This window comes from Pseudomonas sp. RIT411, from assembly GCF_003057735.2.
Taxonomy (GTDB): Bacteria; Pseudomonadota; Gammaproteobacteria; order Pseudomonadales; family Pseudomonadaceae; genus Chryseomonas; species Chryseomonas oryzihabitans.
On record NZ_QBIZ02000003.1, the window covers coordinates 299,132 to 324,117 of the forward strand.

26 protein-coding genes and 1 other RNA gene are annotated in these 24,986 nt (G+C 65.8%); 14 read left to right on the plus strand and 13 right to left on the minus strand.

Annotation, left to right across the window (positions count from 1 at the left end):
* Positions 1-3: 3 nt before the first annotated feature.
* Positions 4-558 (minus strand): UPF0149 family protein, encoded by a 555-nt coding sequence (locus DBY63_RS06710; protein WP_027598195.1) that lies wholly within the window; start codon positions 556-558, stop codon positions 4-6.
* Between the two features lie 98 nt (positions 559-656).
* Here DBY63_RS06710 and DBY63_RS06715 point away from each other — a divergent pair, with 98 nt between their 5' ends.
* The 4 genes from DBY63_RS06715 (at position 657) to DBY63_RS06730 (ending at position 2,073) form a co-directional block, all read left to right on the plus strand.
* The gene (locus tag DBY63_RS06715; RefSeq protein WP_007161334.1) at positions 657-887 is read left to right on the plus strand and encodes a TIGR02449 family protein; all 231 of its coding nucleotides are present in this window, start codon (positions 657-659) and stop codon (positions 885-887) included.
* Complete coding sequence (locus DBY63_RS06720) at positions 884-1,192, plus strand: cell division protein ZapA (RefSeq protein WP_007161335.1); 309 nt, start codon at positions 884-886, stop codon at positions 1,190-1,192. Before DBY63_RS06715 ends, DBY63_RS06720 begins: the two co-directional genes overlap by 4 nt.
* A gap of 58 nt (positions 1,193-1,250) precedes the next feature.
* A non-coding RNA gene (ssrS, locus tag DBY63_RS06725) (6S RNA) lies at positions 1,251-1,428 on the plus strand.
* Positions 1,429-1,437: 9 nt separating this feature from the next.
* Positions 1,438-2,073, plus strand: a complete 636-nt coding sequence (locus DBY63_RS06730) for a 5-formyltetrahydrofolate cyclo-ligase (RefSeq protein ID WP_077171382.1) — start codon at positions 1,438-1,440, stop codon at positions 2,071-2,073.
* On the opposite strand, the gene DBY63_RS24975 is transcribed toward DBY63_RS06730, so the two are convergent.
* A complete protein-coding gene (locus tag DBY63_RS24975) occupies positions 2,040-2,204 on the minus strand; it encodes a hypothetical protein (RefSeq protein WP_169742417.1) in 165 nt (54 codons plus the stop codon). The genes DBY63_RS06730 and DBY63_RS24975 overlap by 34 nt on opposite strands.
* A 182-nt stretch (positions 2,205-2,386) precedes the next feature.
* Here DBY63_RS24975 and DBY63_RS06735 point away from each other — a divergent pair, with 182 nt between their 5' ends.
* A complete protein-coding gene (locus DBY63_RS06735; protein WP_077171340.1) occupies positions 2,387-2,842 on the plus strand; it encodes an EVE domain-containing protein in 456 nt (151 codons plus the stop codon).
* 9 nt (positions 2,843-2,851) lie between these two features.
* Here the strand turns inward: DBY63_RS06735 and DBY63_RS06740 are convergent, their stop codons facing one another.
* Entirely contained in the window at positions 2,852-3,265 is a 414-nt protein-coding gene (locus tag DBY63_RS06740) for a flagellar basal body-associated protein FliL (RefSeq protein ID WP_027598192.1), read from the minus strand.
* Between the two features lie 44 nt (positions 3,266-3,309).
* Positions 3,310-4,335 carry a DUF5924 family protein gene (locus DBY63_RS06745; protein ID WP_108581528.1) on the minus strand — a complete coding sequence of 342 codons (1,026 nt, stop codon included), beginning with the start codon at positions 4,333-4,335 and terminating at the stop codon, positions 3,310-3,312.
* A gap of 190 nt (positions 4,336-4,525) precedes the next feature.
* On the opposite strand from DBY63_RS06745, the gene glpT reads away from it, so the two are divergent.
* Entirely contained in the window at positions 4,526-5,866 is a 1,341-nt protein-coding gene (gene glpT, locus DBY63_RS06750; RefSeq protein WP_042135302.1) for a glycerol-3-phosphate transporter, read from the plus strand.
* Positions 5,867-5,952: 86 nt separating this feature from the next.
* Here the strand turns inward: glpT and DBY63_RS06755 are convergent, their stop codons facing one another.
* From DBY63_RS06755 to DBY63_RS06775, 5 genes are all read right to left on the minus strand, one after another.
* Positions 5,953-6,921 carry a CDP-6-deoxy-delta-3,4-glucoseen reductase gene (locus DBY63_RS06755; RefSeq protein WP_108581529.1) on the minus strand — a complete coding sequence of 323 codons (969 nt, stop codon included), beginning with the start codon at positions 6,919-6,921 and terminating at the stop codon, positions 5,953-5,955.
* A gap of 11 nt (positions 6,922-6,932) precedes the next feature.
* The gene (gene ubiD / locus DBY63_RS06760; RefSeq protein ID WP_074583511.1) at positions 6,933-8,399 is read right to left on the minus strand and encodes a 4-hydroxy-3-polyprenylbenzoate decarboxylase; all 1,467 of its coding nucleotides are present in this window, start codon (positions 8,397-8,399) and stop codon (positions 6,933-6,935) included.
* Positions 8,400-8,517: 118 nt separating this feature from the next.
* A complete protein-coding gene (gene rho / locus DBY63_RS06765; RefSeq protein WP_007161344.1) occupies positions 8,518-9,780 on the minus strand; it encodes a transcription termination factor Rho in 1,263 nt (420 codons plus the stop codon).
* Positions 9,781-10,006: 226 nt separating this feature from the next.
* The gene (trxA, locus tag DBY63_RS06770) at positions 10,007-10,333 is read right to left on the minus strand and encodes a thioredoxin TrxA (protein WP_017639417.1); all 327 of its coding nucleotides are present in this window, start codon (positions 10,331-10,333) and stop codon (positions 10,007-10,009) included.
* A 107-nt stretch (positions 10,334-10,440) separates the two neighbouring features.
* Positions 10,441-11,136, minus strand: a complete 696-nt coding sequence (locus DBY63_RS06775) for a FadR/GntR family transcriptional regulator (RefSeq protein ID WP_042135298.1) — start codon at positions 11,134-11,136, stop codon at positions 10,441-10,443.
* Between the two features lie 267 nt (positions 11,137-11,403).
* Here DBY63_RS06775 and DBY63_RS06780 point away from each other — a divergent pair, with 267 nt between their 5' ends.
* From DBY63_RS06780 to ppx, 5 genes are all read left to right on the plus strand, one after another.
* A complete protein-coding gene (locus DBY63_RS06780) occupies positions 11,404-12,186 on the plus strand; it encodes a transporter substrate-binding domain-containing protein (protein ID WP_027600330.1) in 783 nt (260 codons plus the stop codon).
* Between the two features lie 13 nt (positions 12,187-12,199).
* Positions 12,200-12,865, plus strand: coding sequence for an amino acid ABC transporter permease (locus DBY63_RS06785; RefSeq protein WP_027598186.1), 666 nt, complete (start codon positions 12,200-12,202; stop codon positions 12,863-12,865).
* A complete protein-coding gene (locus tag DBY63_RS06790) occupies positions 12,862-13,512 on the plus strand; it encodes an amino acid ABC transporter permease (RefSeq protein WP_169854531.1) in 651 nt (216 codons plus the stop codon). The genes DBY63_RS06785 and DBY63_RS06790 overlap by 4 nt, the downstream gene beginning before the upstream one ends.
* The gene (locus DBY63_RS06795; protein WP_027598184.1) at positions 13,499-14,230 is read left to right on the plus strand and encodes an amino acid ABC transporter ATP-binding protein; all 732 of its coding nucleotides are present in this window, start codon (positions 13,499-13,501) and stop codon (positions 14,228-14,230) included. Before DBY63_RS06790 ends, DBY63_RS06795 begins: the two co-directional genes overlap by 14 nt.
* Before the next feature lie 112 nt (positions 14,231-14,342).
* Positions 14,343-15,842 carry an exopolyphosphatase gene (ppx, locus tag DBY63_RS06800; RefSeq protein ID WP_108581569.1) on the plus strand — a complete coding sequence of 500 codons (1,500 nt, stop codon included), beginning with the start codon at positions 14,343-14,345 and terminating at the stop codon, positions 15,840-15,842.
* An 851-nt stretch (positions 15,843-16,693) separates the two neighbouring features.
* Here the strand turns inward: ppx and ppk1 are convergent.
* Both ppk1 and hemB read right to left on the minus strand, forming a co-directional pair.
* Positions 16,694-18,916: a polyphosphate kinase 1 gene (gene ppk1, locus DBY63_RS06810; RefSeq protein ID WP_007161352.1), complete on the minus strand. Its 2,223-nt coding sequence runs from the start codon at positions 18,914-18,916 to the stop codon at positions 16,694-16,696.
* A gap of 9 nt (positions 18,917-18,925) precedes the next feature.
* Entirely contained in the window at positions 18,926-19,948 is a 1,023-nt protein-coding gene (hemB, locus tag DBY63_RS06815) for a porphobilinogen synthase (protein ID WP_007161353.1), read from the minus strand.
* Positions 19,949-20,211: 263 nt separating this feature from the next.
* Here hemB and DBY63_RS06820 point away from each other — a divergent pair, with 263 nt between their 5' ends.
* Together DBY63_RS06820 and DBY63_RS06825 are read left to right on the plus strand one after the other, a co-directional pair.
* On the plus strand, positions 20,212-20,766 hold the full coding sequence (locus tag DBY63_RS06820; protein ID WP_027598182.1) for a DedA family protein: 555 nt from the start codon (positions 20,212-20,214) through the stop codon (positions 20,764-20,766).
* A gap of 118 nt (positions 20,767-20,884) precedes the next feature.
* Entirely contained in the window at positions 20,885-23,005 is a 2,121-nt protein-coding gene (locus tag DBY63_RS06825) for an EAL domain-containing protein (RefSeq protein ID WP_082066275.1), read from the plus strand.
* Between the two features lie 9 nt (positions 23,006-23,014).
* Here DBY63_RS06825 and DBY63_RS06830 read toward each other — a convergent pair whose 3' ends face one another.
* On the minus strand, positions 23,015-23,476 hold the full coding sequence (locus DBY63_RS06830; RefSeq protein ID WP_017639406.1) for a YaiI/YqxD family protein: 462 nt from the start codon (positions 23,474-23,476) through the stop codon (positions 23,015-23,017).
* Positions 23,477-23,576: 100 nt separating this feature from the next.
* Here DBY63_RS06830 and DBY63_RS06835 point away from each other — a divergent pair, with 100 nt between their 5' ends.
* Positions 23,577-24,341, plus strand: coding sequence for an SDR family NAD(P)-dependent oxidoreductase (locus DBY63_RS06835; protein WP_108581531.1), 765 nt, complete (start codon positions 23,577-23,579; stop codon positions 24,339-24,341).
* Positions 24,342-24,349: 8 nt separating this feature from the next.
* On the opposite strand, the gene DBY63_RS06840 is transcribed toward DBY63_RS06835, so the two are convergent.
* The gene (locus tag DBY63_RS06840) at positions 24,350-24,985 is read right to left on the minus strand and encodes a LysE family transporter (RefSeq protein WP_027600338.1); all 636 of its coding nucleotides are present in this window, start codon (positions 24,983-24,985) and stop codon (positions 24,350-24,352) included.
* Position 24,986: the final 1 nt, after the last annotated feature.

Genomic DNA, 24,986 nt, shown 5'->3' on the forward strand with positions numbered 1-24,986 from the left:
CGCTCAGTGCACCACGGGTGCGGGTTCGGGAATGGGACCGCGGCCGTATTCGCCATAGAGCAGCAGCGGGGCGACGCGCAGGTACTCGGTGACTTCCATGAAGTCGTTCTCGCCCTCTTCGCCTTCCTCGGCCGGCTCCTGGATCTGGGCGATGGCCGCCAGGTCCTCGAGCACCTCGCGCGCCTCGCCGGAGACCTCGCCGGTGCGGCCGGACAGGCCGAAGCCGGCGAGGAAGCCCTGACACCACTGGCCCAGGGCCGCGGTGCGCTCGGCGAGCGGCACCTCGTCCGGCGGCAGCATCAGCACCAGGGCCACCTGCTGACCGGCGAATTCCTGCTGCACCATGCCCAGCAGCCCCGAGAGCGCCGCCTGCAGACGCTCGCCCGGCGCGCCACCGAGCAGCTCGCTGGCCGCGGCCAGCCAGTCGTTCTCGTCGAAGCCCGCGCCCCCGCAGACCCGCCCGAGCAGGTGACCGTGGAGTTCGGCGGGCGAGACCGGCAGAGCGGCCTCGGCGAGCAGGGTGGCGAAGGCGGCGTAGGCGGATGCTGAGCTGGACATGGCGTCGAGGTGAGGCGCTGGCTAGAATGAAGCCTTATCCTACGCGCTGACCCCGCCGGCGGCCAATCTCGTTGCACCCTTCTGGAGCTGTAGCCCTCATGCGCGAGTCTCGCGACACGCCCCTCGACGCCGATCTGGAAGCCCTCGGTGACCGTGTGGAGCGCCTGCTCCTGCGTCTCGAGGAATTGCAGCGGCAGAATCGACAACTGCGCCAGGGCGAGCGCAACTGGCGCCAGGAGCGCGCCGAGTTGATCGAGAAGAACGAATTGGCCAGATCGAAGGTCGAAGCGATGATTTTACGCCTGAAAGCCTTGGAGCAGGACTCATGAGCATCGAGACCGTGACCGTCCAGATACTGGAAAAGGAATATCGCATCAGCTGCCCGGCTGACGAGCGCGCCAACCTGGAGAGCACCGCTCGCTACCTGGACGGCAAGATGCGCGAGATCCGCGGCAGCGGCAAGGTCATCGGCGCCGACCGCGTGGCCGTGATGGCCGCCCTCAACATCACCCACGAACTGCTGCACCGCCAGGACGACGTCAGCCTGGAAGTCAGCAGCACCCGCGAGCGGGTTCGCGATCTGCTGGATCGCGTCGACCGGGCGCTGATCACCGAACACGACACCACCGCCTGATCGCCGACCGGGGACAGGTGGGGGTTTGCATCCCGGCTCAGGGGCGTATACTGGAGATCACTCTCTGGTGTGTGCGCCAGTCGGTCATGTCCCCGAGCCGATAAGCAACACCCCGGGGGTTGCTCGTCAGACTGGTGTGCATGTCCGCTACGGCGGAAAGCCTAAAGGTCTACGACTTCTCCCACCTTGAACCAAGGGTTCAAGGGCTACACCGGCAGCGGCATTCCGGAGAGCTCATTTCCTTCATGACCACCCTGTCTTCTCCCGATCTCAGCAGGCCCGCGCTGCGCAAGCTCCTCCGCCAGCGACGTCGCGCCCTCACCCCTGTTCAGCAACGCCAGGCCGCCCGCCAGCTCTATCGGCAGCTCGCGCAGCATCCGCTGTTTCGCCGTGCCCGGCACATCGCCTTCTACCTGCCCAGCGATGGCGAGATCGATCCGCGTCCGCTGCTCGAGGAAGCCCAGCGCCGCGGCAAGGCCACCTACCTGCCGGTGCTGTCCCGCTGGCCGCGGACGGCGATGATCTTTCAGCGCGTGGGTCGTGGCGAATCCTGGGTGCGCAATAGGTTCGGCATCGCCGAGCCGCGCCCGGATCGGCGCCTGGGTCGCCCGACCTGGGCCCTGGACCTGATTCTGATGCCACTGGTGGGTTTCGATCCCCAGGGCGGACGCCTGGGCATGGGCAAGGGCTTCTACGACCGCAACCTGGCCTATCTGGCGCGCCGGCGGCAATGGCACAGCCCGCAGCTGATCGGCTGTGCCCATGAATGTCAGAAGGTGGAGCGGCTGGCACTGGCGGCCTGGGACGTGCCCATGGCGGCCGTGGTGAGCGATGACGGCTGGTACGCTCAGCGTACGGGCGAGACTTCCCGCGCCGGCTGAGTGTCGCTGGCATAGCGGGCGTATTGCTGGCTCTGGCGCTGCTCCCAGAAGCTCTGGGTGTACCCGGTGGTGACGACACCCAGGGTAAAGATCAGGACCAGCACCCACAACAGATCAGGTTTGCGTTTCATCGAGCTGGGCCACCCCCTTGCTGGCACCTTTGGGCAGGACAGGACGTCGCCCTGTTATGCTCAGCGCGTACGATCAGACTACATCCGGAATGCGCGGCATTCTGCGACAAGCGGTCGCCCCTTGCAATCGACCAGACCCTTTCCTGGAAGCTCCCGAGCCTCCATTCGTCAGGAGACGAACCGTGGCCTGCTGGCTGTTGAAATCCGAGCCCGATGAATTCTCGCTGGCCGACCTGGAACGCCTGGGCCAGGCGCGCTGGGACGGGGTACGCAACTACCAGGCGCGCAACTTCCTGCGCGCCATGGCGCCCGACGAGCTGTTCTTCTTTCACCATTCGAGTTGCGCCGAACCCGGCATTGCCGGCATCGGCCGCATCGTCGGCGAAGCCTTCGCGGATCCCACCGCCCTGGATCCCGAAAGTCCGTATCATGCGCCCAAGGCCAGTGTCTCAGACAACCCCTGGACGGCGCGCCAGGTCGCCTTCGTCGAGGCCTTTCCGCGGGTGCTGACCCTGCCGCGCCTGCGCCAGCTGCCGGCACTCGCCGACTTCGCCCTGCTGCGCAAGGGCAACCGCCTCTCGGTGATGCCGGTCAGCGCGGCGGAATGGGCGGCGATCGTCGCCGCGGCCCGCGGCTGAGCGCTGGCTTCAGGGCTGGATGATCAGGTTGTTGAACAGCAGGTCTTCCACCAAGGGCTTGCCCTCCTCCTGGGTCAGGACGCTCTGCACCTGCTTGAGGGCCTCCTGACGCAGCTTCTCGCGGGCTTCCACGCCCGCCAGGGTCTCATCGGTCTGCTGGGCGAAGAGCATCACCAGCTGATTGCGCAGCAGCGGCTCGTGGAACTCGACCTTATCCTTGGCTTCCTTGCCGGTCATCATCAGGGCGATGTCGGCCTTGTAGTACTTGAGCTTGGGACCGCTGCCATAGTTGCCGACCAGCGCCGGGGTCAGGTTGTAGAACTCGGTCTTGGGCGCCTCGCCTTCCTTCCCTTCCTTCTTCTCTTCGCCCCAGACATTCATGGCCAGGCAGAAAGACAACACAATGGCAACGACAGCTTTCACGTTGGATCCTCGCGGGTGGATGGCTGCAGCATAGCCAGCACGGCTCAAGGGGTCACCTCGAACCTGAGGGTTCCGATCACCTGGCCGACGTCCGTCACCACTTGCACCTGCCAACGGCCGGTCACGTCACCGGGGAAGTTCTGCTTGTGGGTCCAGGCGCGATAACCGGCCTCGCGACCGCCGCTGATATCCAGCGGAATCCGATCCACCTCCTGACCGGCATGGCGCCAGACGTGGTAGATGCGCTCGTTCAGACCGCGCGGCGCATTGATGGCGGTGAAGGCATAAAGCCCCTGGGCGCGCAGTTGGCCGATGCTCAGGCTTTTCACCGCATCGCCGGGCTGGCGCTTGAGGCTGTCGAAGTTGGTGCTCATGCCCATGTCGGTCAGCCACAGGGTGGCCGGCGGCACCCAGGCGCGCCCCAGCCAGCCGAAGGCGCCGATAGCCAGGCACAGCCCCAGCAGCCCCAGCCAGCGCCAGCCGAGGCGTACCCGGAAGGCCACCGCCAGACTGGGAAAGGACAGCAGCACGGCGACCCCCAGGGCCAGTTCGTAGCTCTGGGTGGTGGTCAGGTGCAGGATGATCGGCAGCGCCGTGAGCAGCACCGCGAACAGGGTCAGGGTGTGGTAGCTGAGGAAGACCCAGCGCCGCGGCGCCAGGGCCTTGTAGTAGAGCGGATCGATGATGGACACCAGCGCGGCCGCGCCGAGCAGCCCGGTGAACAGCGCCTGGCCGCTGTTCCAGGCCGTGGTGATGGCAAAGAACGGCAGGCAGAAGAACAGGCTTTCCTGGTGGATCAGCTGGGTGGCGTAGCGCAGCAGCGGCGGCGGCAATTCCCAGCCGAAACGGCGGCTGACCCAGCCCCGCAGCACGTTTTCCAGCATCAGCCAGACCCAGCTCGCCAGCATGACCACGGCCATCACCGGGGCGAAGCCCTTCTGCCGGTCCACCAGCAGGAAGCTGCAGATCCCCGAGATGAAGCCGGCCAGGGCGATCAGCCGCGGATAGCGTTCGAACAGGGCGGTGGCCAGGTTCAGGGCGCGGGAGGAGAGGACTTTCCAGGCAGGCATGACGACTCGCGAAAACAGCGGCAAAGACGCGCCACCCTAGGCGCGCAACCCCCGCAGATCAAGAGGGAATCCGGGCTGCCGCTGCCACAGGGCGGAAAAGCCTGGACCCGCTGTAATATCATTGTAATATTCGAAAACGAACCTGGAATGTTCGCTTTCGATTAATACCTATAACAATACCGAGGCTCCCATGCTTGGAATCTTCGCCCCCGCAGCCCACCGCGCGCCGCTGCCCGCCGATCGCATCGACCCCGTCTACCGCCGTCTCCGCTGGCAGATCTTTGCCGGGATCTTTATCGGCTATGCCGGCTACTACCTGCTCCGCAAGAACTTCTCGCTGGCCATGCCCTACCTGGTGGAGCAAGGCTACAGCCGGGGCGAACTGGGCGTGGCGCTGTCCGCGGTGGCCATCGCCTACGGCCTGTCCAAATTCCTCATGGGGCTGGTCTCGGACCGCTCCAATCCGCGCTACTTCCTGCCCTTCGGGCTGGTGATGTCGGCGCTGGTGATGCTGCTGTTCGGATTCGCGCCCTGGGCTACCTCCAGCGTCAGCATCATGTTCGTCCTGCTGTTCCTCAACGGCTGGTTCCAGGGCATGGGCTGGCCGCCCAGCGGTCGCACCATGGTGCACTGGTGGTCGCAGAAGGAGCGTGGCGGGGTGGTTTCGGTGTGGAACGTCGCCCACAACGTCGGCGGGGGCCTGATCGGTCCGCTGTTCCTGCTCGGCTTGGCCTGGTTCAACGACTGGCACGCCGCCTTCTATGTCCCGGCCGTGGTGGCCCTGGCGGTCGCGGCCTTCGCCTTCATCGCCATGAGAGACACCCCGCAATCCTGCGGCCTGCCGTCGGTGGAACACTGGAAACAGGACTTCCCCGAGGGCTACAGCGAAGGTCACGAACGTGAATTCTCCACCAAGGAGATCTTCGTCGAGTACGTGCTGAAGAACCGCCTGCTCTGGTACATCGCCTTTGCCAACGTCTTCGTCTATCTGCTGCGTTATGGCGTGCTGGACTGGGCCCCCACCTACCTCAAGGAAGCCAAGCACTTCTCGGTGGACAAGACCTCCTGGGCCTACTTCTTCTACGAGTGGGCCGGCATCCCCGGCACCCTGCTCTGCGGCTGGCTCTCGGACAAGCTGTTTCGCGGCAACCGCGGCGCCACCGGCGTGGTGTTCATGCTTGGCGTGATGATCGCCACCCTGGTCTACTGGCTCAACCCGGAAGGCAATCCCGGCGTCGACCTGGCGGCCCTGGTCTGCATCGGTTTCCTGATCTACGGTCCGGTGATGCTGATCGGTCTGCAGGCGCTGGAACTGGTGCCCAAGAAGGCCGCCGGCACCGCTGCGGGCTTTACCGGACTGTTCGGCTACCTGGGTGGCTCGGTGGCGGCCAATGCCCTGGTCGGCTACACCGTGGACCACTTCGGCTGGGATGGCGGCTTCATGCTGCTGATCGGCTCCTGCGTCCTGGCCATCGTCTTCCTGGCGATGACTCTGAGACACACCGGCATGGTGGCCAAGTCGCAGCGGTAGCGCTGAACGCCACTGACAAATCGCGGCCATGGGCCGCTCCTACAGTTAGGGTGAACTGTAAGAGCGGCCCATGGCCGCGAGCCGCATCAACCCCGCGGCGCGTAGGCGAAGACGTCGGCGCGCATCTGGTGCGCGTCCATGCCGGCGTCCACCAGGGCGTCCAGGGTGGCATAGACCATGGCCGGTGAGCCGCTGGCATAGACGTGCAGGCCGCTCAGGTCGGCGAAATCCGCCCGCACCACCTCGTGCAGCAGACCACAGCGCCCTTCCCAGCCACAGGCATCGCTTACCACCCGGTTGAGGACGAGATTGGGCAGCTCCGCCCATTGCTCCCAGGCCTCGATGGCATAGAAGTCGTCCGGCGTGCGCACGCCCCAGTAGAGGTGCACCGGATGGGCGAAGCCGCGGGTGCGGGCGTCTTCGATCAGGCTGTGCATCTGCGCCATGCCGGTCCCGGCGGCGATCAGCACCAGGGGGCCATCGGGCAGCTCGGCCAGATGGGCATCCCCATAGGGCAGCTCGACCTGGGCCATGCCCTTGCCTTCCAGTTGCGCCAGCAGCGCCTGGCTGCTGGCCTCGCGCGCCAGCACGTGCAATTCCAGCTCACGCCCCTGGTGGGGCGCCGAGGCCAGGGAAAAGGCCGACTGCTTGCCGTCGTCACGACCGATCAGCAGGTACTGGCCGGCGTGATAGCGCGGCGGTCGCCCGGCCGGCGCGCGCAGCCGTACCCGGCGAACATCGCCCCCCACGTCATCCAGCGCCACCACCTGGCAGGCCAGCGTGCGCACCGGCAATTCGCCGGGCGCCAGGACGCCGTCCCACTGCAGCAGACAATCGCTCAGGGGCACCGCCACGCAGACATAGACCTCGCCGTGATCGACGGTCTGGCCGTGCTGGCTGACCTGCCCTTCCACCAGCAGCGCGGCGCAGAGCTGGCAGTTGCCGTTGCGGCAGCTGTGCGGTCCGCTGTAGCCGAGGCGCTGCGCGGCGGCCAGGATGGCTTCGCCGGGCCGGGTTTCCAGTACCGCACCCGAGGGCTGCAGGGTGACCTTCATCGTCGTCTCCGTTAATCGATCCCGAGACTGGACCACATCTCGTCCACCCGTTTGACCACCGCTTCGTCCTTGACGATCGCCCGCCCCCACTCGCGGGTGGTTTCGCCCGGCCACTTGTGGGTGGCATCCAGGCCCATCTTCGAGCCCAGGCCGGAGATCGGCGAGGCGAAGTCCAGGTAGTCGATGGGGGTGTTGTCGATCATCACGGTGTCGCGCTTGGGATCCATGCGCGTGGTCACGGCCCAGATGACGTCGTTCCAGTCACGGGCATTGATGTCGTCGTCGGTGACGATCACGAACTTGGTGTACATGAACTGCCGCAGGAACGACCAGACGCCCAGCATCACCCGCTTGGCGTGGCCGGGGTACTGCTTCTTGATGGTCACCACCGCCATACGGTACGAGCAGCCTTCCGGCGGCAGATAGAAGTCGACGATTTCCGGAAACTGCTTTTGCAGGATGGGCACGAAGACTTCGTTGAGCGCCACGCCCAGGATGGCCGGCTCGTCCGGCGGCCGCCCGGTGTAGGTGCTGTGATAGATGGGATCGCGACGCCGGGTGATGCGCTCCACGGTAAAGACCGGGAAGGTATCGACCTCGTTGTAGTAGCCGGTGTGATCGCCATAGGGCCCTTCCGGCGCGGTCTCGCCCGGATGGATGACGCCTTCCAGCACGATCTCGGCGCTGGCCGGCACCTGCAGGTCGTTGCCCACGCACTTGACCAGTTCGCTGCGACTGCCGCGCAAGAGGCCGGCGAAGGCGTATTCGGACAGGGTATCGGGCACCGGCGTGACCGCGCCGAGGATGGTGGCCGGATCGGCGCCCAGGGCCACGGCCACCGGATAGGGCTGACCGGGATGCTTCTGGCACCACTCGCGGAAGTCCAGGGCGCCGCCCCGATGGCTCAGCCAGCGCATGATCAGCTTGTTGCGGCCGATGACCTGCTGGCGATAGATGCCGAGGTTCTGACGCTCCTTGTTGGGGCCGCGGGTGACCGTCAGGCCCCAGGTGATCAGCGGCGCCACGTCGCCCGGCCAGCAGTGCTGGATCGGCAATTTGCCCAGATCGACCGCCTCGCCCTCCTCGATCACCTCCTGGCAGGGGGCGTCCTTGAGGACCTTGGGCGCCATGCTGATGACCTTCTTGTAGATCGGCAGCTTCGACCAGGCGTCCTTGAGGCCCTTGGGCGGCTCGGGCTCCTTGAGGAAGGCCAGCAGCTTGCCGATCTCGCGCAGGGCGCCGACGTCCTCGGCACCCATGCCCAAGGCTACGCGCTGGGGCGTGCCGAACAGGTTGCCCAGCACGGGCATGGAGAAGCCCACGGGATTCTCGAACAGCAGCGCCGGGCCTTGCTTGCGCAGGGTCCGGTCGCAGATTTCGGTCATCTCGAGGATCGGCGAGACCGGGGCGGTCACGCGCTTCAGTTCACCACGCTGCTCCAGGCTGCGGATGAAGTCACGCAGATCTCGGTATTGCATGCGGCCTCTTGGCGCTGGGGAAAGTCTGGCAGTCTACCGCCTGAGTCGCGCATCGAGAAAGCACTGGCCCAGAAACGCCAAAGGCCGGGATTTCCCGGCCTTTGCATGCGACTGCGCCTTACTTGCTGCGCTTCATCGAATCGAAGAACTCGTTGTTGGTCTTGGTCTGACGCAACTTGTCGAGGAGGAATTCGATGCCGGCGATCTCGTCCATCGGATGCAGGATCTTGCGCAGGATCCACATGCGGGACAGCTCTTCCTCGTCGGTGAGCAGCTCTTCGCGGCGGGTGCCGGACTTGTTGATGTTGATGGCCGGGAAGACGCGCTTCTCGGCGATGCGCCGCTCCAGGGGCAGCTCCATGTTGCCGGTGCCCTTGAATTCCTCGTAGATCACCTCGTCCATCTTCGAGCCGGTTTCCACCAGCGCGGTGGCGATGATGGTCAGGCTGCCGCCTTCCTCGATGTTGCGCGCGGCACCGAAGAAGCGCTTGGGCTTCTCCAGGGCGTGGGCATCGACACCACCGGTGAGCACCTTGCCGGAACTGGGGATCACGGTGTTGTAGGCACGCGCCAGACGGGTGATGGAGTCCAGCAGGATGACCACGTCCTTCTTGTGCTCGACCAGGCGCTTGGCCTTCTCGATCACCATGTCGGCGACCTGCACGTGGCGGGTCGGCGGCTCGTCGAAGGTGGAGGCCACCACTTCGCCGCGTACGGTACGCTGCATCTCGGTCACTTCCTCGGGACGCTCGTCGATGAGCAGCACGATGAGGTAGCACTCGGGATTGTTGCGGGTGATGTTGGCCGCGATGTTCTGCAGCATGATGGTCTTGCCGGCCTTGGGCGGCGCGACGATCAGACCGCGCTGACCCTTGCCGATGGGGGCGCAGAGGTCGATGACCCGACCGGTGAGGTCTTCGGTGGAGCCGTTGCCGGCTTCCATGGTCAGGCGCTTGTTGGGGAACAGGGGCGTGAGGTTCTCGAACAGCACCTTGTTCTTGGCGTTTTCCGGACGGTCGAAGTTGATGGTGTCGACCTTTAGCAGCGCGAAGTAGCGCTCGCCCTCTTTCGGCGGACGAATCTTGCCGATGATGGTGTCGCCGGTGCGCAGGTTGAAGCGGCGGATCTGGCTGGGAGAGACATAGATGTCGTCGGGACCGGCCAGGTAGGAGGAGTCGGCGCTACGCAGGAAGCCGAAGCCGTCCTGCAGGATCTCCAGCACGCCATCCCCGGAAATCTCGTCGCCACCCTTGGCGTGCTTCTTGAGCAGCGCAAAGATGATGTCCTGCTTGCGGGACCGGGCCATGTTTTCCAAGCCCGCGGCATCCGCCATTTCCAACAGTTCCGTGATGGGCTTTTGCTTGAGTTCGGTCAGATTCATAGACGTATGTTGACGTGAGAAGAGGCGAAGGAGGGATTCGAGCTGAGCGGCCGGATGCGAGATTAGCTTCGCGGGATGCGTTCTGAAGAGGAGAACTGACGGCTACAGCAGATGAGAAGACGGCCCGCTGATGGGGTCGTGGCTGGAATCTAGCACCTGCACCTGTGCTCGTCCAGCCGTCCAGGCATAAAAAAGCCCCGCATGGCGGGGCTTTCGACTGGCTGACTCAGACGTTGGCGTCGAGGAAGGCGGCCAGTTGCGACTTGGACAGGGCGCCGACCTTGGTGGCCTCGACCGCGCCGTTCTTGAACAGCATCAGGGTCGGGATGCCACGCACGCCGTACTTCGGCGGGGTGTCCTGGTTTTCGTCGATGTTCAGCTTGCAGACCTTGAGCTTGCCTTGGTAGTCCTTGGCGATCTCGTCCAGAACCGGGGCAATCATCTTGCAGGGACCGCACCATTCGGCCCAGTAGTCGACCAGCACGGGGCTGTCGGACTTCAGCACGTCCTGCTCGAAGCTGGCGTCGCTGACGTTGGTGATGTATTCGCTCATTGACTCTCTCCGAATTCGGGTGCGACTTGAAGTACGGCCATGATAGCCCTGCTGCCGTCACTTCGAAAGCATTCGAACATTGATGGTGGCTATGACCGGCATTGATGTTAGACCGCAGGTACCGGGAAAGGGGTTCCACTGCGCAGCGCCGCATTGCGGATATGTTCGCGCATGGCCTTTTGCGCGGCCGCGGGCGAGCGGCGGCTCAGCGCCCTGAGGATCCGCCGGTGTTCCTGCCAGGTTTCCAGGGCCCGCTCGGGGCGCACGAAGGGTAGCTTCTGGCTTTCGTGGAAACGCTCGGGGCTGCTGGTGATCACCGCCAGCATGGCCGGATTGTCCGCGGCCAGCAGCAGTTGGCGATGGAAATCGAAGTCCAGCACGGCCGCCTCTTCCAGCTCGTTGGCCCGCAGCGCCCGGTGCAGGGCGGCCAGATTGACCTCCAGGCGATCCAGGTCGGCGGCGCCCAGGGTGACGGCGGCGAGGCCAGCCGCGAAGCCCTCCAGGGCGAATCTCAGCTGGAAGACATGGGCGGCGGCGACCTCGCCGGCGAAGGGCCAGTGCCCATCCGGCGCGCCCGTCGCTTCCTGCACATAGACCCCGCGCCCGGGCTGGACGCTGACCAGGCCCAGGGCACTGAGGGTGGACAGCGCCTCGCGCAGGGAAGCGCGACTCACCCCCAGCCGCTCGGCCAGCTCGCGCTGCGCGGGCAGCGCCGCGCCGGGGGCATAGCCTTCGGTCTCGATCAGCCGGCGAATGGCGTCGACGGCATATTGGGGTACGGCACGGGTGGCAGCGAGGGGCATGGCGTGGTCAGGCCAGTCAGTCCGGAAGCTTGCCTTTTATGCCCAATTTCCAGCGACTTCAAGTGCAGCCCCAAGGCAGAGCACGCCGCCATAGCCGCGCACCAAAGCGGCTCACGGCAAGCGGAAGTTCAGGGCACTGAGCGGGACAACTGTTCAGACCAGTAAGACCAATCCTCAGGCCAGACGGCCCTTGCACCCGTCTGGCAGGGGACTGGCACATGAAATGCACTGGGCAGAGCCATCCCTTCCTGCTTTCGGAGTCTCGTCATGCTCAAGCGCTGGACCGCCCTCTCCCTGCTCGCCCTGGGCCTGACCGCCCTGCACACCTCCGCCCAAGCCGATCAGCTGGCCGACATCCAGCAGCGCGGCGTGCTCAAGGTCGCCGTGCCGCAGGACTTCCCGCCCTTCGGCTCGATCGGCCCGGATCTCAAGCCGCGCGGCCTGGACATCGACACCGCGCAACTGATGGCGGACAAGCTGAACGTGAAGCTGGAAGTCACCCCGGTCAACAGCACCAACCGCATTCCCTTCCTGACCACCGGCAAGGTCGACCTGGTCATCTCCAGCCTGGGCAAGAATCCCGACCGCGAAAAGGTCATCGACTTCAGCAAGCCCTATGCGCCCTTCTATCTCGGCGTCTTCGGTCCCAAGGATGCCGCCATCAGCACGCCCGAGCAGCTGGCCGGCAAGGTGATCTCGGTGACCCGCGGCTCCATCGAAGACCTGGCGCTCACCGACGTGGCGCCGAAGGACAGCGTGATCAAGCGCTTCGAAGACAACAACTCCACCATCGCCGCCTACCTGGCCGGGCAGTCCGAGCTGATCGCCAGCGGCAGCGTGGTGATGAAGGTGATCGGTGCGCGCAATCCGGCCAAGGAGCCAGTGCTCAAGGTCAAGCTCAAGGATTCGCCGGTGTACGTGGGCATCAACAAGAACGAGCCGGCGCTCAAGGCCAAGGTCGACGCCATTCTCGATGCGGCCCGCGCCGACGGCACCCTGAGCAAGAACTCCGAAAAATGGCTGGGCGATCCCCTGCCGGCCACTCTCTGAGGATCGACGCGCCATGGCGTATCAGTTCGACTTCCAGCCCGTGCTCGCGCAGAGCGACCTGCTGCTCAAGGGAGCGCTCTACACCCTTGAGCTGACGGTGATCGGTGGCTTCTTCGGCATCCTCATCGGCATCGTCGGCGCCACCTGCCGCGCCTGGCGCCTGAAACCCTTCGCCCAGGCCTTCGGGGTCTACGTCGAACTGATCCGCAACACGCCCTTCCTGATCCAGCTGTTCTTCATCTTCTTCGGCCTGCCCTCCATCGGGGTGCGGATCGAAGCCGGCCAGGCGGCGGTGCTGGCCATGGTCATCAACCTCGGCGCCTACTCCACCGAGATCATCCGCGCCGGCATCCAGGCGATCCCGCGCGGCCAGCTGGAAGCGGCGGCGGCCCTGGCCATGACCCGCTTCGAAACCCTGCGCTACGTGATCCTGCGCCCGGCGCTGGCCAAGGTCTGGCCGGCGCTGTCGAGCCAGGTGGTGATCGTGATGCTGGGCTCGGCGGTCTGCTCGCAGATCTCCACCGAAGAGCTGACCTTCGCCGCCAACTTCATCCAGTCGCGCAATTTCCGCGCCTTCGAAACCTATCTGCTGACCACCCTCATCTATCTGCTCATGGCCATCGGCGTGCGCCAGGCGCTGCACTGGCTGGGCGTCTTTTTCATCGTCAGGAGGCGCTGATGGACTTCACTCTCGCCGACATCCTGCGCAGCCTGGCCAGCGGTCTCGGCCTGACGCTGCTGCTGTCGCTGGCGGCCTTCCTCTTCGGCGGCCTGGCCAGCGTGCTGGTGCTGCTGGCGCGCAACTCGACGCTCCGGCCGCTCCGCCTGCTGGCGCGCGGCTACATCGAGCTGTTCCAGGGCACCCCGCTGCTGATGCAGCTGTTCCTGACCTTCTTCGGCCTGTCGCTGCTGGGCCTGGAAGTCCCCGCCTGGCTGGCCGCCGGCCTGGCCCTGACGCTGTTCACCAGCGCCTATCTCGCCGAGATCTGGCGGGGCTGCGTCGACGCCATTCCCCACGGCCAGTGGGAAGCCTCGGAAAGCCTGGCGCTGACCCGCTTCGAGCAGTTGCGCCACGTGATCCTGCCCCAGGCCCTGCGCATCGCCGTGGCGCCCACCGTGGGCTTCTCGGTGCAGGTGGTCAAGGGCACCGCGGTGACCTCCATCATCGGCTTCACCGAACTGACCAAGATCGGCGGCATGCTCGCCAACGCGACCTTCCAGCCCTTCACCGTCTACGGCCTCGCGGCCCTGGGCTATTTCATCCTCTGTTATCCGCTGTCGCTGGCCGCCCGCTGGCTGGAAAGGAGACTGCATGCCGCTGCTTAGAGTGACCGCCCTGCACAAACACTATGGCAACCACCATGTGCTCAAGGGTATCGACCTGACCGTCGAGGAAGGCCAGGTGGTGGCCATCATCGGCAAGAGCGGCTCGGGCAAGAGCACCCTGCTGCGCACCCTGAATGGCCTGGAATCCATCAACGACGGCGTCATCGAGGTGGATGGCGAATACCTGGACGCCGCCCGGGTCAATCTGAGGTCGCTGCGGCAGAAGGTCGGCATGGTTTTCCAGCAATTCAACCTCTTCCCGCACCTGACCGTGGGCGAGAACGTGATGCTGGCGCCCCAGGTGGTCAAGAAGACCAGCAAGGACGAAGCCCGCGCCCTGGCGCGGCAGATGCTCGAACGGGTCGGCCTGGCGGAGAAATTCGACAGCTATCCGGATCGCCTCTCCGGCGGCCAGCAGCAGCGGGTGGCGATCGCCCGCGCCCTGGCCATGTCGCCCAAGGTGTTGCTCTGCGACGAGATCACCTCGGCGCTGGACCCGGAACTGGTCAACGAGGTGCTGATGGTGGTCAAGCAACTGGCCCGCGAGGGGATGACGCTGATCATGGTCACCCACGAGATGAGATTCGCCCGCGAGGTCGGCGACAAGCTGGTGTTCATGCACCAGGGCAAGGTGCACGAAAGCGGTCATCCCCAGGAGCTGTTCGCCCATCCGCAGACGCCGGAACTGGCCCAGTTCATCGGTCAGGTGGCCTCCTGAGGCGGAAAAACCCTATTTTTCCTGCCACTTTGCGCAACCGTAACCGCTGTGCGCTTGAAGCCGCCACCGGCTAGCTGGCACGATGGCGCGGTTTATCGCCGAGAGCCTCCAGATGCAGCCTTCGCCAGCCGAACCCCACGAACTGATCGCCGCGATCGACCTGGGCTCGAACAGCTTTCACATCGTCCGGGCGCGCCACTCCCACGGGGAAATCCGCATCCTTGAGCGGTTGGGCGAAAAGATCCAGCTGGCCGCCGGTCTGGACGAGTCGCGCCTGCTCAGCGAAGAGGCCATCCAGCGCGGCCTGGACTGCCTGCGCCGCTTCGCCCAGCTGATCGCCGGCATGCCGCGCGGCGCCGTGCGGGTGGTGGGCACCAACGCCCTGCGCGAGGCGCGCAACCGCGCCGAATTCATCCAGCGCGCCGAAGCCGTGCTCGGCCATGCGGTCGAGGTCATCTCCGGTCGCGAAGAGGCCCGTCTCATCTACCTGGGCGTGTCCCACTCCATGCCCGATGTGCCCGGACGCCGCCTGGTGACCGACATCGGCGGCGGCAGCACCGAATTCATCATCGGCCAGCGCTTCGAGACCCTGCAGCGCGAGAGTCTGCAGATGGGCTGCGTCAGCTTCACCAAGAGATTCTTCGCCGACGGCAAGATCACCGCCGCCCAGTACGCCCGCGCCTATACCGCCGCCCGCCTGGAACTGATGAACATCGACCAGGGCCTGCGCGAGATGGGCTGGCACCAGGCCCTCGGCGCATCCGGCACCATCCGCGCGGTGGCCCTGGCGATCCAGGCCGCCGGCCGCGGCAATGGCGAGATCACCCCGGACGGCATCGAATGGCTCAAGCGCAAGCTGCTCAAGCAGGGTGACATCAACCTGCTCAACATCGACGGCGTGAAGCCGGATCGACGCGCCATCCTGCCAGGCGGCCTGGCCATCCTCGAAGCCCTGTTCAAGGCACTGGAACTGCAGGAGATGCATCTCTCCGAAGGCGCCCTGCGCGAAGGGGTGCTCTACGACATGATCGGCCGGCACAGCCACGAAGACGTCCGCGAACGCACCCTCAACGCCCTGGCCGAGCGCTACCACGTCGACCAGCGCCATGCCGAGCGGGTGGAAAAGCGCGCCCTGAAGTCCCTGGCACAGGTCGCCGAGGCCTGGGCCCTGACCGACGAGAACCATGCCGAACTGCTGCGCTGGGCCGCGCGCCTGCACGGCGTCGGCCTGGACATCGCCCACTACCAGTACCACAAGCACGGCGCCTACCTGATCGAGCACTCGGACCTGCCCGGCTTCTCCCGCCGTGACCAGCAGGCCCTGGCCCTGCTGGTACGCGGCCATCGCCGCAACATTCCGCTGGACCGCCTGCAGGAGCTGGGCCCGGAAGGCGAGCCGCTGCTGCGCCTGACCTTGCTGCTGCGCTTCGCCATCCTTTTCCACCACATCCGCCACAAGAGTATTCCGGATGTGCAGCTCAGCGCTGGCGAGCGTAGCCTCGATGTGCAATTCCCCGATGGCTGGCTGGCGGAAAACCCCCTGACTCAGGCCGACTTCGAACTGGAAGCCCAGTGGTTAGAGCGGGTGGGATACAAGTTGAGCGTACGCTGAGGGGATTTTTCGTAGGTTGGGTTGAGCGGGAGCGAAGCCCCACGCTTTGGGTTTTAGCCTTTCACGGCACTAGCTGATTATCGTGGTCTGCTGATGGCTCTTGTTTCGCCCACCCGGGCGACTCACTTTTGCCAATCGCGGCTGCGCGCCCCGGACAAAAGTAAGCAAAAACGCTTGCCCCACGTTTCGGCCCTCCGCTGCGCTCCGGATCCCCTCGCTCCGGCGCCGCTCCAAGTGCACGACACGAAGTGGACTCTTGCCCCTTGCGCCTTGCTCGCCGTCCTGCCTCGCATCCCCCTCCGCGACACCTGGACTCTGCCTCACTGACGGGAACAGGGCGCAAGCCTGATGCCTGATGCACATCCTTGTAGCGTGGAAAACCGCGCAGCGTTTTCCACTGGTATGCACCGCGGGCTTTGTGGACAAGGCTACGCCGTTGGCCACGCTACGGTTTTTCAATCAAAACTTTCAGGCTAGCGATTCGCCCCGTTCAGGAGGGCGAACGCCAGTGCCGTGGAGTGGGTCGAGCCGCATGGATGCGGCGAGAGGTTCAGTGGGCCATGGATGGCCCATCTGGACCGACCCCGGAACGGTGCTGGTGTGAGCGGACCCGGAGCGAAGCGTAGGGCCGGATGGTCGGGGCAAGCGTTTTTGGTTACTTTTTGCGCGACTGCAAAAAGTGACTCGCCCGGGCGGGCGAAACAAGAAACATCAGCAAAGCTCAATGCACAGCCAGGGCACCCACAAAACCTAAGGTGCAGAGCTGCACACGCAACAGCTGGGCTTCGCTCCCGCTCAGCCCAACCTACGAAACCGGCCAGGGCCCATGGCGGCATGGGCCCGAAACGCCATCACCGCGTATTCACCACCGGACTGGCCAACCGCTCCAGCAGCGTCGCCTGCACGCTGCGGGCATTCTGGTTGCCGGTGGGCGATTGGCGGATGTAGCTGCCGTCTTCCTGCAGCACCCAGGCCTGGGTGTTGTCGGTGAGGTAGCCTTCCAGCTCCTTCTTGACCCGGCTGATGAGCTTCTTGCCTTCCACCGGGAAGCAGGTCTCGACGCGCATGTCGAGGTTGCGCTCCATCCAGTCGGCGCTGGAGAGATAGAGTTTCTCGTCGCCACCGTTGAGGAAGTAGTAGATGCGGCTGTGCTCCAGGAAGCGGCCGATGATGGAGCGCACCTGGATATTGTGGGACACGCCCGGTACGCCTGGCCGCAGGCAGCACATGCCGCGCACCACCAGGTCGATCTTCACCCCGGCCTGGCTGGCCTTGTAGAGGGCGCGGATGACCTTGGGATCGGTGAGGCCGTTGACCTTGGCCATGATCTGCGCCGGCCGCCCTTCGCTGGCCGCCACCGCTTCGCGGTTGATCATCTCCAGCAGGTTCTTCTTCAGGGTGAAGGGCGCGTGCAGCAGCTTCTTCATGCGCAGGGTCTTGCCCATGCCGATCAGCTGGTTGAACAGCTTGTGCACGTCCTCGGTCAGGGCCACGTCGGCGGTCAGCAGGCTGTAGTCGGTGTACAGCTTGGCGTTGCCGGCGTGGTAGTTGCCGGTGCCCAGGTGGGCATAGCGGCGCAGCTCGCCATTCTCGCGGCGCAGGATCAGCATCATCTTGGCGTGGGTCTTGAAGCCCACCACGCCATAGATGACCACGGCGCCAGCCTGCTGCAGGCGGCTGGCCAGCTGCAGGTTGGATTCCTCGTCGAAGCGCGCGCGCAATTCGATGACCGCGGTCACCTCCTTGCCGCTGCGTGCCGCGTCCACCAGGGCGTCGACGATCTCGGAGTTGGCGCCGCTGCGGTAGAGCGTCTGCTTGATCGCCAGGACGTTGGGGTCCTTGGCGGCCTGGCGCATCAGGTCGATCACCGGGGTAAAGGACTCGAAGGGGTGCAGCAGCAGCACATCGAGCTTGCCCAGCACGTTGAAGAGGTTGTCCTTCTTCTGCAGGAGCTTGGGAATGGTCGGGGTGAAGGGGGCGTTCTGCAGCTCCGGGTGACTGTCCAGCCCGGTGATGGAGAACAGCCGGGTCAGGTTGACCGGACCATTGACCTTGTACAGCTCGCTGTCGCCCAGGCCGAATTGCTTGAGCAGGTAGTCGGTGAGGTGTTTCGGGCAGATGTCCACCACCTCGAGCCGCACCGCATCGCCATAGCGCCGCGAGAATAGCTCGCCGCGCAGCGCGCGGGCCAGGTCTTCGACGTCCTCGGTGTCCACCGAGAGATCGGCGTTACGGGTCAGGCGGAACTGGAAGCAGCCCTTGACCTTCATGCCGGGGAAGAGGTCATCGGCATGGGCGTGGATCATGGAGGACAGGAAGACGTAGTTGTCGCCGGGCCCGGCGACCTCCTCCGGCACCCGTATGATCCGCGGCAGCAGGCGCGGCGCCGGGATGATGGCCAGGCCCGAGTCGCGGCCGAAGGCGTCCATGCCCTCCAGCTCGACGATGAAGTTGAGGCTCTTGTTCACCAGCAGCGGAAAGGGGTGGGTCGGATCCAGGCCGATAGGGGTGATGATGGGCGCGATCTCGTCGCGGAAGAACTTGCGCACCCAGGCCTTGATCTTGACGTCCCAGTAACGCCGGCGGATGAAGCGGATCTGCTGCTCGGCCAGGGCCGGCAGGAGCACGTCGTTGAGGATGGCGTACTGCCGCTCCACCTGGCCGTGGACGATGTCGCTAATGCGCGCCAGCGCCTGGTGCGGCAGCAGGCCGTCGGCGCCGGCCTGCTCGCGGGCGAAGGTGATCTGCTTCTTCAGACCCGCCACGCGGATCTCGAAGAATTCGTCCAGGTTGCTGGAAAAGATCAGCAGGTACTTGAGCCGCTCGAGCAGCGGATAGGATTCGTCGAGGGCCTGTTCTAGCACCCGGATGTTGAACTGCAGCTGCGACAGCTCGCGATGGATGTAGAGGCTGCTGTCGTCCACGTTGGCCGCCGGCACGCTGGGCGCGGCCGGCGCCTCGGCGGCGGGTGCCGGTACTTCGGCGTCCAGCGCCAATGTCTCTTCCGCGGTCTCCAGGGACTCGGCGGTGACGGGCTGTTGCAGATCGGTTTCGACGAAACCCTGGCTACTCATTGAAGCTCCTTAGGAACGCGAAGGCCCCTGGCGAAGTTGTTGGGCGGCGCGTTTGGCGAAATAGGTTAGGATGCCGTTGGCCCCGGCGCGCTTGAAGGCCAAGAGCGATTCGAGGATGACGGCGTCGGACAGCCAGCCGTTCTGGATCGCGGCCATGTGCATGGCGTACTCGCCGCTCACCTGGTACACGAAGGTCGGCACGCGGAATTCCTCGCGGACCCGGCGAACGATGTCCAGGTAGGGCATGCCCGGCTTGACCATCACCGAGTCGGCGCCCTCGGCCAGGTCGCCGGCGATCTCGTGCAGCGCCTCGTCGCTGTTGCCCGGATCCATCTGGTAGGTGGCCTTGTTGCCCTTGCCCAGATTGGCGGCCGAGCCGACGGCGTCGCGGAACGGCCCATAGTAGGCGCTGGCGTACTTGGCCGAGTAGGCCATGATCTGCACGTTGTGATAACCGGCGTCTTCCAGGGCCGCGCGGATGGCGCCGATGCGACCGTCCATCATGTCCGAGGGGGCGATCACCTGGGCCCCGGCAGCGGCATGGGACAGCGCCTGCTTGACCAGCACCTCGACCGAGACGTCGTTGAGCACGTAGCCGCGCTCGTCGAGGATGCCGTCCTGGCCGTGGGTGGTGAAGGGATCCAGGGCCACGTCGGTGATCACCCCCAGCTCGGGGAAGTGCTCGCGCAGGGCGCGGGTGGCGCGCTGGGCGATCCCGTCCGGGTTGTAGGCCTCGGCGCCGTCCAGCGACTTGCGCTCGGTGGGCGTGACCGGGAACAGGGCGACCGCGGGAATCCCCAGCGCCACCAGCTCGGCGGCCTCTTCCAGCAGCAGGTCGATGGACAGCCGCTCGACGCCGGGCATCGAGGGGATCGCCTCGCGGCGGCCTTCACCATCAAGCACGAATACCGGCAGGATCAGGTCATCCACCGTCAGCACATGCTCGCGCATCAGGCGACGGGAAAACTCGTCGCGGCGCTGACGGCGCATGCGAGTGGCAGGGTAGCTACGGTTGATGGGGGTAAAACTCACGATCGACTCCCAGACCCGGATCACGGGTCAGTGTGATGGGTTATAGGCCACAATCATGACCGATTGGTAACAGCAGATGACAATATGGAGTGCCTATAGGTCCTATCCAAGGCAGACGCCGGCTGGACCCGGCGTGACACAGGGTCGCAGTGAAATCCCTGCCTGACCGTCTGGCGCCCGGCGGACGGAAGTCCGTCACACTTTCTTTCCAGACGCCAACCGGGGTAGGCTGCGCCATCTTTATTCATCTCGTGTAGCGCCGAATGCTCCAACAATTCCTCCATGATTTCGGCTATTTCGCCCTTTTTCTCGGCACCTTTTTCGAGGGCGAAACCATTCTGGTATTGGCCGGCTTCCTGGCCTTCCGCGACTACATGAACATCCAGACCGTCATCCTGGTCGCCTTCTGCGGCAGCTACGCCGGCGATCAGCTCTGGTACTTCCTCGGCCGGCGCCACGGGCGCAAGCTGCTGGCGCGCAAACCCAAGTGGGAAGCCGCCGGCGAAAAGGCGCTGGCGCACATCCGACGCCATCCGGACCTCTGGGTGCTGAGCTTTCGCTTCGTCTACGGCCTGCGCACGGTAATGCCGGTGGCGATCGGCCTGTCGGGCTATCCGCCGGCGCGCTATCTGATCCTCAACGGCATCGGTGCCATCGTCTGGGCCACGGTGCTCGGTTACGCCGCCTATCATTTCGGCGCCGTCCTCGAAGGGGTGCTGGGCAATCTCAAGCGGTATGAATTGATGGTGCTGGGCGGCCTGGTGGTGATCGGTCTGCTGCTCTGGCTGTGGCGTCGCAGCCGGACGCCCAAGGCCTGATGGCCAGGCAGCCCCTCACCCGGTACGTCCATCGAACGGATTAAAGGCCCGGCTGCCGCTGCCGATGCCCTGAGCAGCAACCCCTCCCAAAACCTCGTGTGCACGCTGGCGATTGAGCATGCTGAACTTCTCCACCCTGCTGCCTCCCGGCCATCAGATCCTGGCTGCCAACGAGTACGAAAGCCTGCTCGTGGTGCTGGCGTACCTGATCGCCAGCGCCGCCGGCTACACCGCCCTGGCCATGGCCGACTGGGTGACCAACAGTCGCTCCCGCCGCGGCAGCGAGCTGGCCAAGCTGATCGGTGCCGTCGCCCTGGGCGGGGGCATCTGGTCGATGCACTTCCTCGCCATGCTGTCGTTCAAGATCGGCATCCATGTGCACTATGCGCCCCTGCAGACCCTGGCCTCGCTGCTGATCGCCATCGCCGTGTCCTATACGGTCATGCACCTGATCGGGCGCGAGTCCCTGACCGCACCGCAATACGGGCTCGCCGCCCTCGCCGCCGGCCTGGGCATCGCGACCATGCACTACACCGGCATGCTGGCCATGCAGTCGGTGGCCGTGCAGCTCTATGATCCCCTGCTGGTGGTGGTTTCGGTGGTGATCGCCAGCCTCGCCTCCCTGGGCGCGCTGCTGCTGGCCTTCCGCCTGCGCGGCAGGACCGGCCTCAGGACCTTCTGGCTGCGCCTGCTGGGCAGTCTGGTCCTGGGTTTCGCCATCGTCTCCATGCACTTCACCGGCATGGCCGCCCTCACCCTCGCCGTGCCCATCGGTTTCGAACCCGGCGGCCTGGCGGAAGCCAATCAGCACCTGGAACTGGGCATGGGCATCGCCCTCGGCACCCTGTTCATCATCATGGTCGGCCTGCTCGCCGCCTGGGCCGGCGAACGCTTCAATGCCCAGCGCCTGCGGCTGGAGCGGGTCTCGACCACCCTCGACCAGATCACCCTGCACGATCCCCTCACCCACCTGCTCAATGGCGGCAGCTTCATCCAGACCGTCGATCGGGCCATCGGCCAGGCGCGCACCGGTGAGCAGTTCGCCCTGCTGATGCTGGACATCGATCACTTCAAGCGCATCAACGACAGCCTCGGCCATGCCCTTGGCGATGAACTGCTGATCCAGATGGCGCAGCGGATCCGCGCGGTGCTCGATGACGACCTGCCGCTGGCCCGCTATGCCGGCGACGAATTCAGCCTGCTGCTGCCGCTCGGCCAGCGCGGCGACAGCCAGCCCCTGGCCATGCGCCTGCTGGAGCAGTTGCGACCGCCCTTCGAGCTGGCCGGGCAGCGCATCGCCATGACCTTCAGCCTGGGCATCGCCCACTATCCCCAGGACGGCGCCAACGCCGGCCAGCTGCTGCGCAGCGCCGGCCTCGCGGTCGGCCATTGCAAGCGCAGCGGGCGCAATCGCAGCCAGAGATTCACCACCGAACTCCAGCGCGACGCCGACGACCTGCTGAGCCTGGAGATGGACCTGCGCCAGGCTCTAGCCCAGGGCGGCCTGCACGTGGCCTACCAACCCATCGTCGACCCCGCCGGTGCGCCGGTGGCCCTGGAAGCCCTGGTCCGCTGGCAGCATCCGGTCCTGGGTCCGCTGAGTCCCGAGCGCTTCGTCCGCGTCGCCGAGGAAACCGGGTTGATCGCCGACCTGGATGGCTGGGTCATGCGCCAGGCCTGCGCGGACCTCGCCCAGCTGCACCGCGAAGGTCACGCGGCTCTGCGCGTCTCGGTGAATTGCTCGGCGCTCAATCTGAGCGATCGCCTCCTGCCCCAGTCCATCGCCCGGGCGCTGCAGGCCGAAGATCTGCCGGCCTCGGCGCTGATTCTCGAGGTGACCGAGAACGCCCTGATGCACAGCCTCAACGTGGCGGTCGAGGTGCTCGGCGAGATCCGGACCCTGGGCGTGCGGGTATCCATCGACGATTTCGGCAGTGGCTACTCGTCGCTGGCCTACCTGAGTCGGCTGCCGGTGGATTCGCTCAAGGTCGATCGCGCCTTCGTCCGCACCATCCCCAAGCAGAGCAACGACATGGCCATCGCCGCGGCGATCATCGCCATGGCGCACAAACTGGGCCTCAATGTGGTCGCCGAGGGGGTGGAAACCAGCGAGCAACGCCAGTTCCTGCAGGCCAACGGCTGCAATTTCATGCAGGGCTATCTGTTCGGCCGGCCCATGCCGTTGCCGCAGCTGCGTACCTGGCTGCAGCAACCCGCCCTCGCCGCCGTGCCCGCCTAGCAGGCCGCCCTAGCCGGCGGCGCTGCGCTGGAGGCGGGTGATCAGCCGGTCCAGGGCGTTGGCGAAGGCCTGGCGATCACGCTCGCCGTAGCCGGCCTGGCCCCCACCCATCTGTCCCTGGTCGCGCAGATCGGTCATCAGATTGCGCATGGCCAGCCGCTGCCCCATGTTGCGCTCGTCGAATTCCTGACCACGCGGATCCAGGGCGGCCACGCCCTTCTTCACCAGCCGATCGGCCAGGGGAATGTCGCTGCAGATCACCAGGTCACCCGGCTGAGCCTGCTCGACCAGGTGGTCGTCGGCGGCGTCGGGGCCACTGGGGACCACCACCAGGCGGACACAGGCGAAGGGCGGCTTGATCTGCGGCTGCCCCGCCACCAGTACCACCTCCAGCTTACGCTTGAGAGCGAACTTGCAGACCAGCTCCTTGGCGGCGCGTGGACAGGCATCGGCATCGATCCACAGGATCACGGGAATTTCTCCGGCAAAAGCCCAGGATACCGCGCTACGCCGGCGCACCCCAGCGCAGTGGCGCGGTCGGACAGGGATAGCGACCTGACTGGAGTCCCCCATGACTTTCTGGCAACGCCTGGCGCAGCCCGCCCAGGCCCTGGTGTATGGCGCCACCGGCGGCCTCGGCCTGGCCCTGTGCGATCAGCTGCTGGCGCGTGATGACATTGCGCGGGTCTGGGCCTGCGCGCGCCACGCCGAGGCGCATGACGGCCTGGCCGCGCTGGAGCGGCAGCATGGCCCGCGCCTGCGCCGCCTCGACGTTGATCCGCTGACCACAGTCGATCTGGCAGCCCGGCTGGCGGACGAGACGCCCCGTCTGGATCTGCTGCTGTGCGCCTCGGGGCTGCTGCAGGGCGAACGGGCGCGCGCCGAGAAGAGTCTGGCGCAGGTGGATCAGGCCGGGCTGCTGGAAAGCTATCTGGCCAATGCCGTGCTGCCGCTGCTGCTGATCCGCCAGCTGACGCCACTGCTCAAGGGCCAGCATCCCTGTCAGATCGCGGCGCTGTCGGCACGCGTGGGCTCCATCGGCGACAACCAGCTGGGTGGCTGGTATGGCTATCGGATGGCCAAGGCGGCGCTGAATCAGGGGCTGCGCTGCGCCAGCATCGAGCTGACCCGGCTCAATCCCCAGAGCTGCGTGCTGGCCCTGCATCCCGGCACCACGGACACGGCGTTGTCCCGGCCCTTCCAGGCGCGGGTGCCGGCGGACAAGCTGTTCACGCCCGCCTACGCGGCAGAGCGCCTGCTGGCGGTGCTGGCCGCCCGTACGCCGGCCGAGACCGGCAGTTTCTGGGATTGGCAGGGGCAGTCGGTGGTCTGGTAGCCCCGGCTTCAGACCGCGGCGCGGCGCACCGTGGACAGCAACGCGGCCGCCGCGAGGAACAGGCTGGCGAATACCCGGTTGGTGATGCGCTGCTGGCGCGGGGTGCGCAGCAGGGTCAGCACCCGGGCAGCCAGCCCGGTGTAGCCCGCCATCACGATCAGGTCGACGCTGACCATGGTCGCCCCGATGATCAGATACTGCGCGGTCAGGGGCGCGTGGGGATCGACGAATTGCGGCAGCACCGCGAGCATGAAGATCAGCGCCTTGGGATTGCTGACATTGACCAGGAAACCGCGCATGACCAGGGCGCCGATCCGCGGTGGCAGACGCTCGCCGACCACCTGTTCACCCAGATCCATGGGCGCCGCGCGCCACTGGCGGAGCGCCAGGTAGGCGAGATAGGCCACACCGAACCACTTTATCAGGGTGAAGGCCAGCTGCGAGGTCGCCAGCAGGGCGCCGACGCCCACGGCAACGATGGCGATCTGCAGCGCCAGTCCCAGCTGCAGACCGATGGCCGTCCAGTAGCCACGGCGGAAGCCCAGGGTCACGCCGGCGCTCATGGAGGCGATCGCCCCGGCTCCGGGCGAGAGGCTGATCATCCAGCAGGCGATGAAGAAGCCGGTCCAGACCTGCAGACTCATG

Coding starts and splice junctions, on each gene's coding strand:
- DBY63_RS06710 (WP_027598195.1), bottom strand. CDS start 558: ATGTCCAGCTCAGCATCCGCCTACGCCGCCTTCGCCACCCTGCTCGCC.
- DBY63_RS06715 (WP_007161334.1), top strand. CDS start 657: ATGCGCGAGTCTCGCGACACGCCCCTCGACGCCGATCTGGAAGCCCTC.
- DBY63_RS06720 (WP_007161335.1), top strand. CDS start 884: ATGAGCATCGAGACCGTGACCGTCCAGATACTGGAAAAGGAATATCGC.
- DBY63_RS06730 (WP_077171382.1), top strand. CDS start 1,438: ATGACCACCCTGTCTTCTCCCGATCTCAGCAGGCCCGCGCTGCGCAAG.
- DBY63_RS24975 (WP_169742417.1), bottom strand. CDS start 2,204: ATGAAACGCAAACCTGATCTGTTGTGGGTGCTGGTCCTGATCTTTACC.
- DBY63_RS06745 (WP_108581528.1), bottom strand. CDS start 4,335: ATGCCTGCCTGGAAAGTCCTCTCCTCCCGCGCCCTGAACCTGGCCACC.
- glpT (WP_042135302.1), top strand. CDS start 4,526: ATGCTTGGAATCTTCGCCCCCGCAGCCCACCGCGCGCCGCTGCCCGCC.
- DBY63_RS06755 (WP_108581529.1), bottom strand. CDS start 6,921: ATGAAGGTCACCCTGCAGCCCTCGGGTGCGGTACTGGAAACCCGGCCC.
- ubiD (WP_074583511.1), bottom strand. CDS start 8,399: ATGCAATACCGAGATCTGCGTGACTTCATCCGCAGCCTGGAGCAGCGT.
- rho (WP_007161344.1), bottom strand. CDS start 9,780: ATGAATCTGACCGAACTCAAGCAAAAGCCCATCACGGAACTGTTGGAA.
- trxA (WP_017639417.1), bottom strand. CDS start 10,333: ATGAGCGAATACATCACCAACGTCAGCGACGCCAGCTTCGAGCAGGAC.
- DBY63_RS06775 (WP_042135298.1), bottom strand. CDS start 11,136: ATGCCCCTCGCTGCCACCCGTGCCGTACCCCAATATGCCGTCGACGCC.
- DBY63_RS06780 (WP_027600330.1), top strand. CDS start 11,404: ATGCTCAAGCGCTGGACCGCCCTCTCCCTGCTCGCCCTGGGCCTGACC.
- DBY63_RS06785 (WP_027598186.1), top strand. CDS start 12,200: ATGGCGTATCAGTTCGACTTCCAGCCCGTGCTCGCGCAGAGCGACCTG.
- DBY63_RS06795 (WP_027598184.1), top strand. CDS start 13,499: ATGCCGCTGCTTAGAGTGACCGCCCTGCACAAACACTATGGCAACCAC.
- ppx (WP_108581569.1), top strand. CDS start 14,343: ATGCAGCCTTCGCCAGCCGAACCCCACGAACTGATCGCCGCGATCGAC.
- ppk1 (WP_007161352.1), bottom strand. CDS start 18,916: ATGAGTAGCCAGGGTTTCGTCGAAACCGATCTGCAACAGCCCGTCACC.
- DBY63_RS06820 (WP_027598182.1), top strand. CDS start 20,212: ATGCTCCAACAATTCCTCCATGATTTCGGCTATTTCGCCCTTTTTCTC.
- DBY63_RS06825 (WP_082066275.1), top strand. CDS start 20,885: ATGCTGAACTTCTCCACCCTGCTGCCTCCCGGCCATCAGATCCTGGCT.
- DBY63_RS06835 (WP_108581531.1), top strand. CDS start 23,577: ATGACTTTCTGGCAACGCCTGGCGCAGCCCGCCCAGGCCCTGGTGTAT.
- DBY63_RS06840 (WP_027600338.1), bottom strand. CDS start 24,985: ATGAGTCTGCAGGTCTGGACCGGCTTCTTCATCGCCTGCTGGATGATC.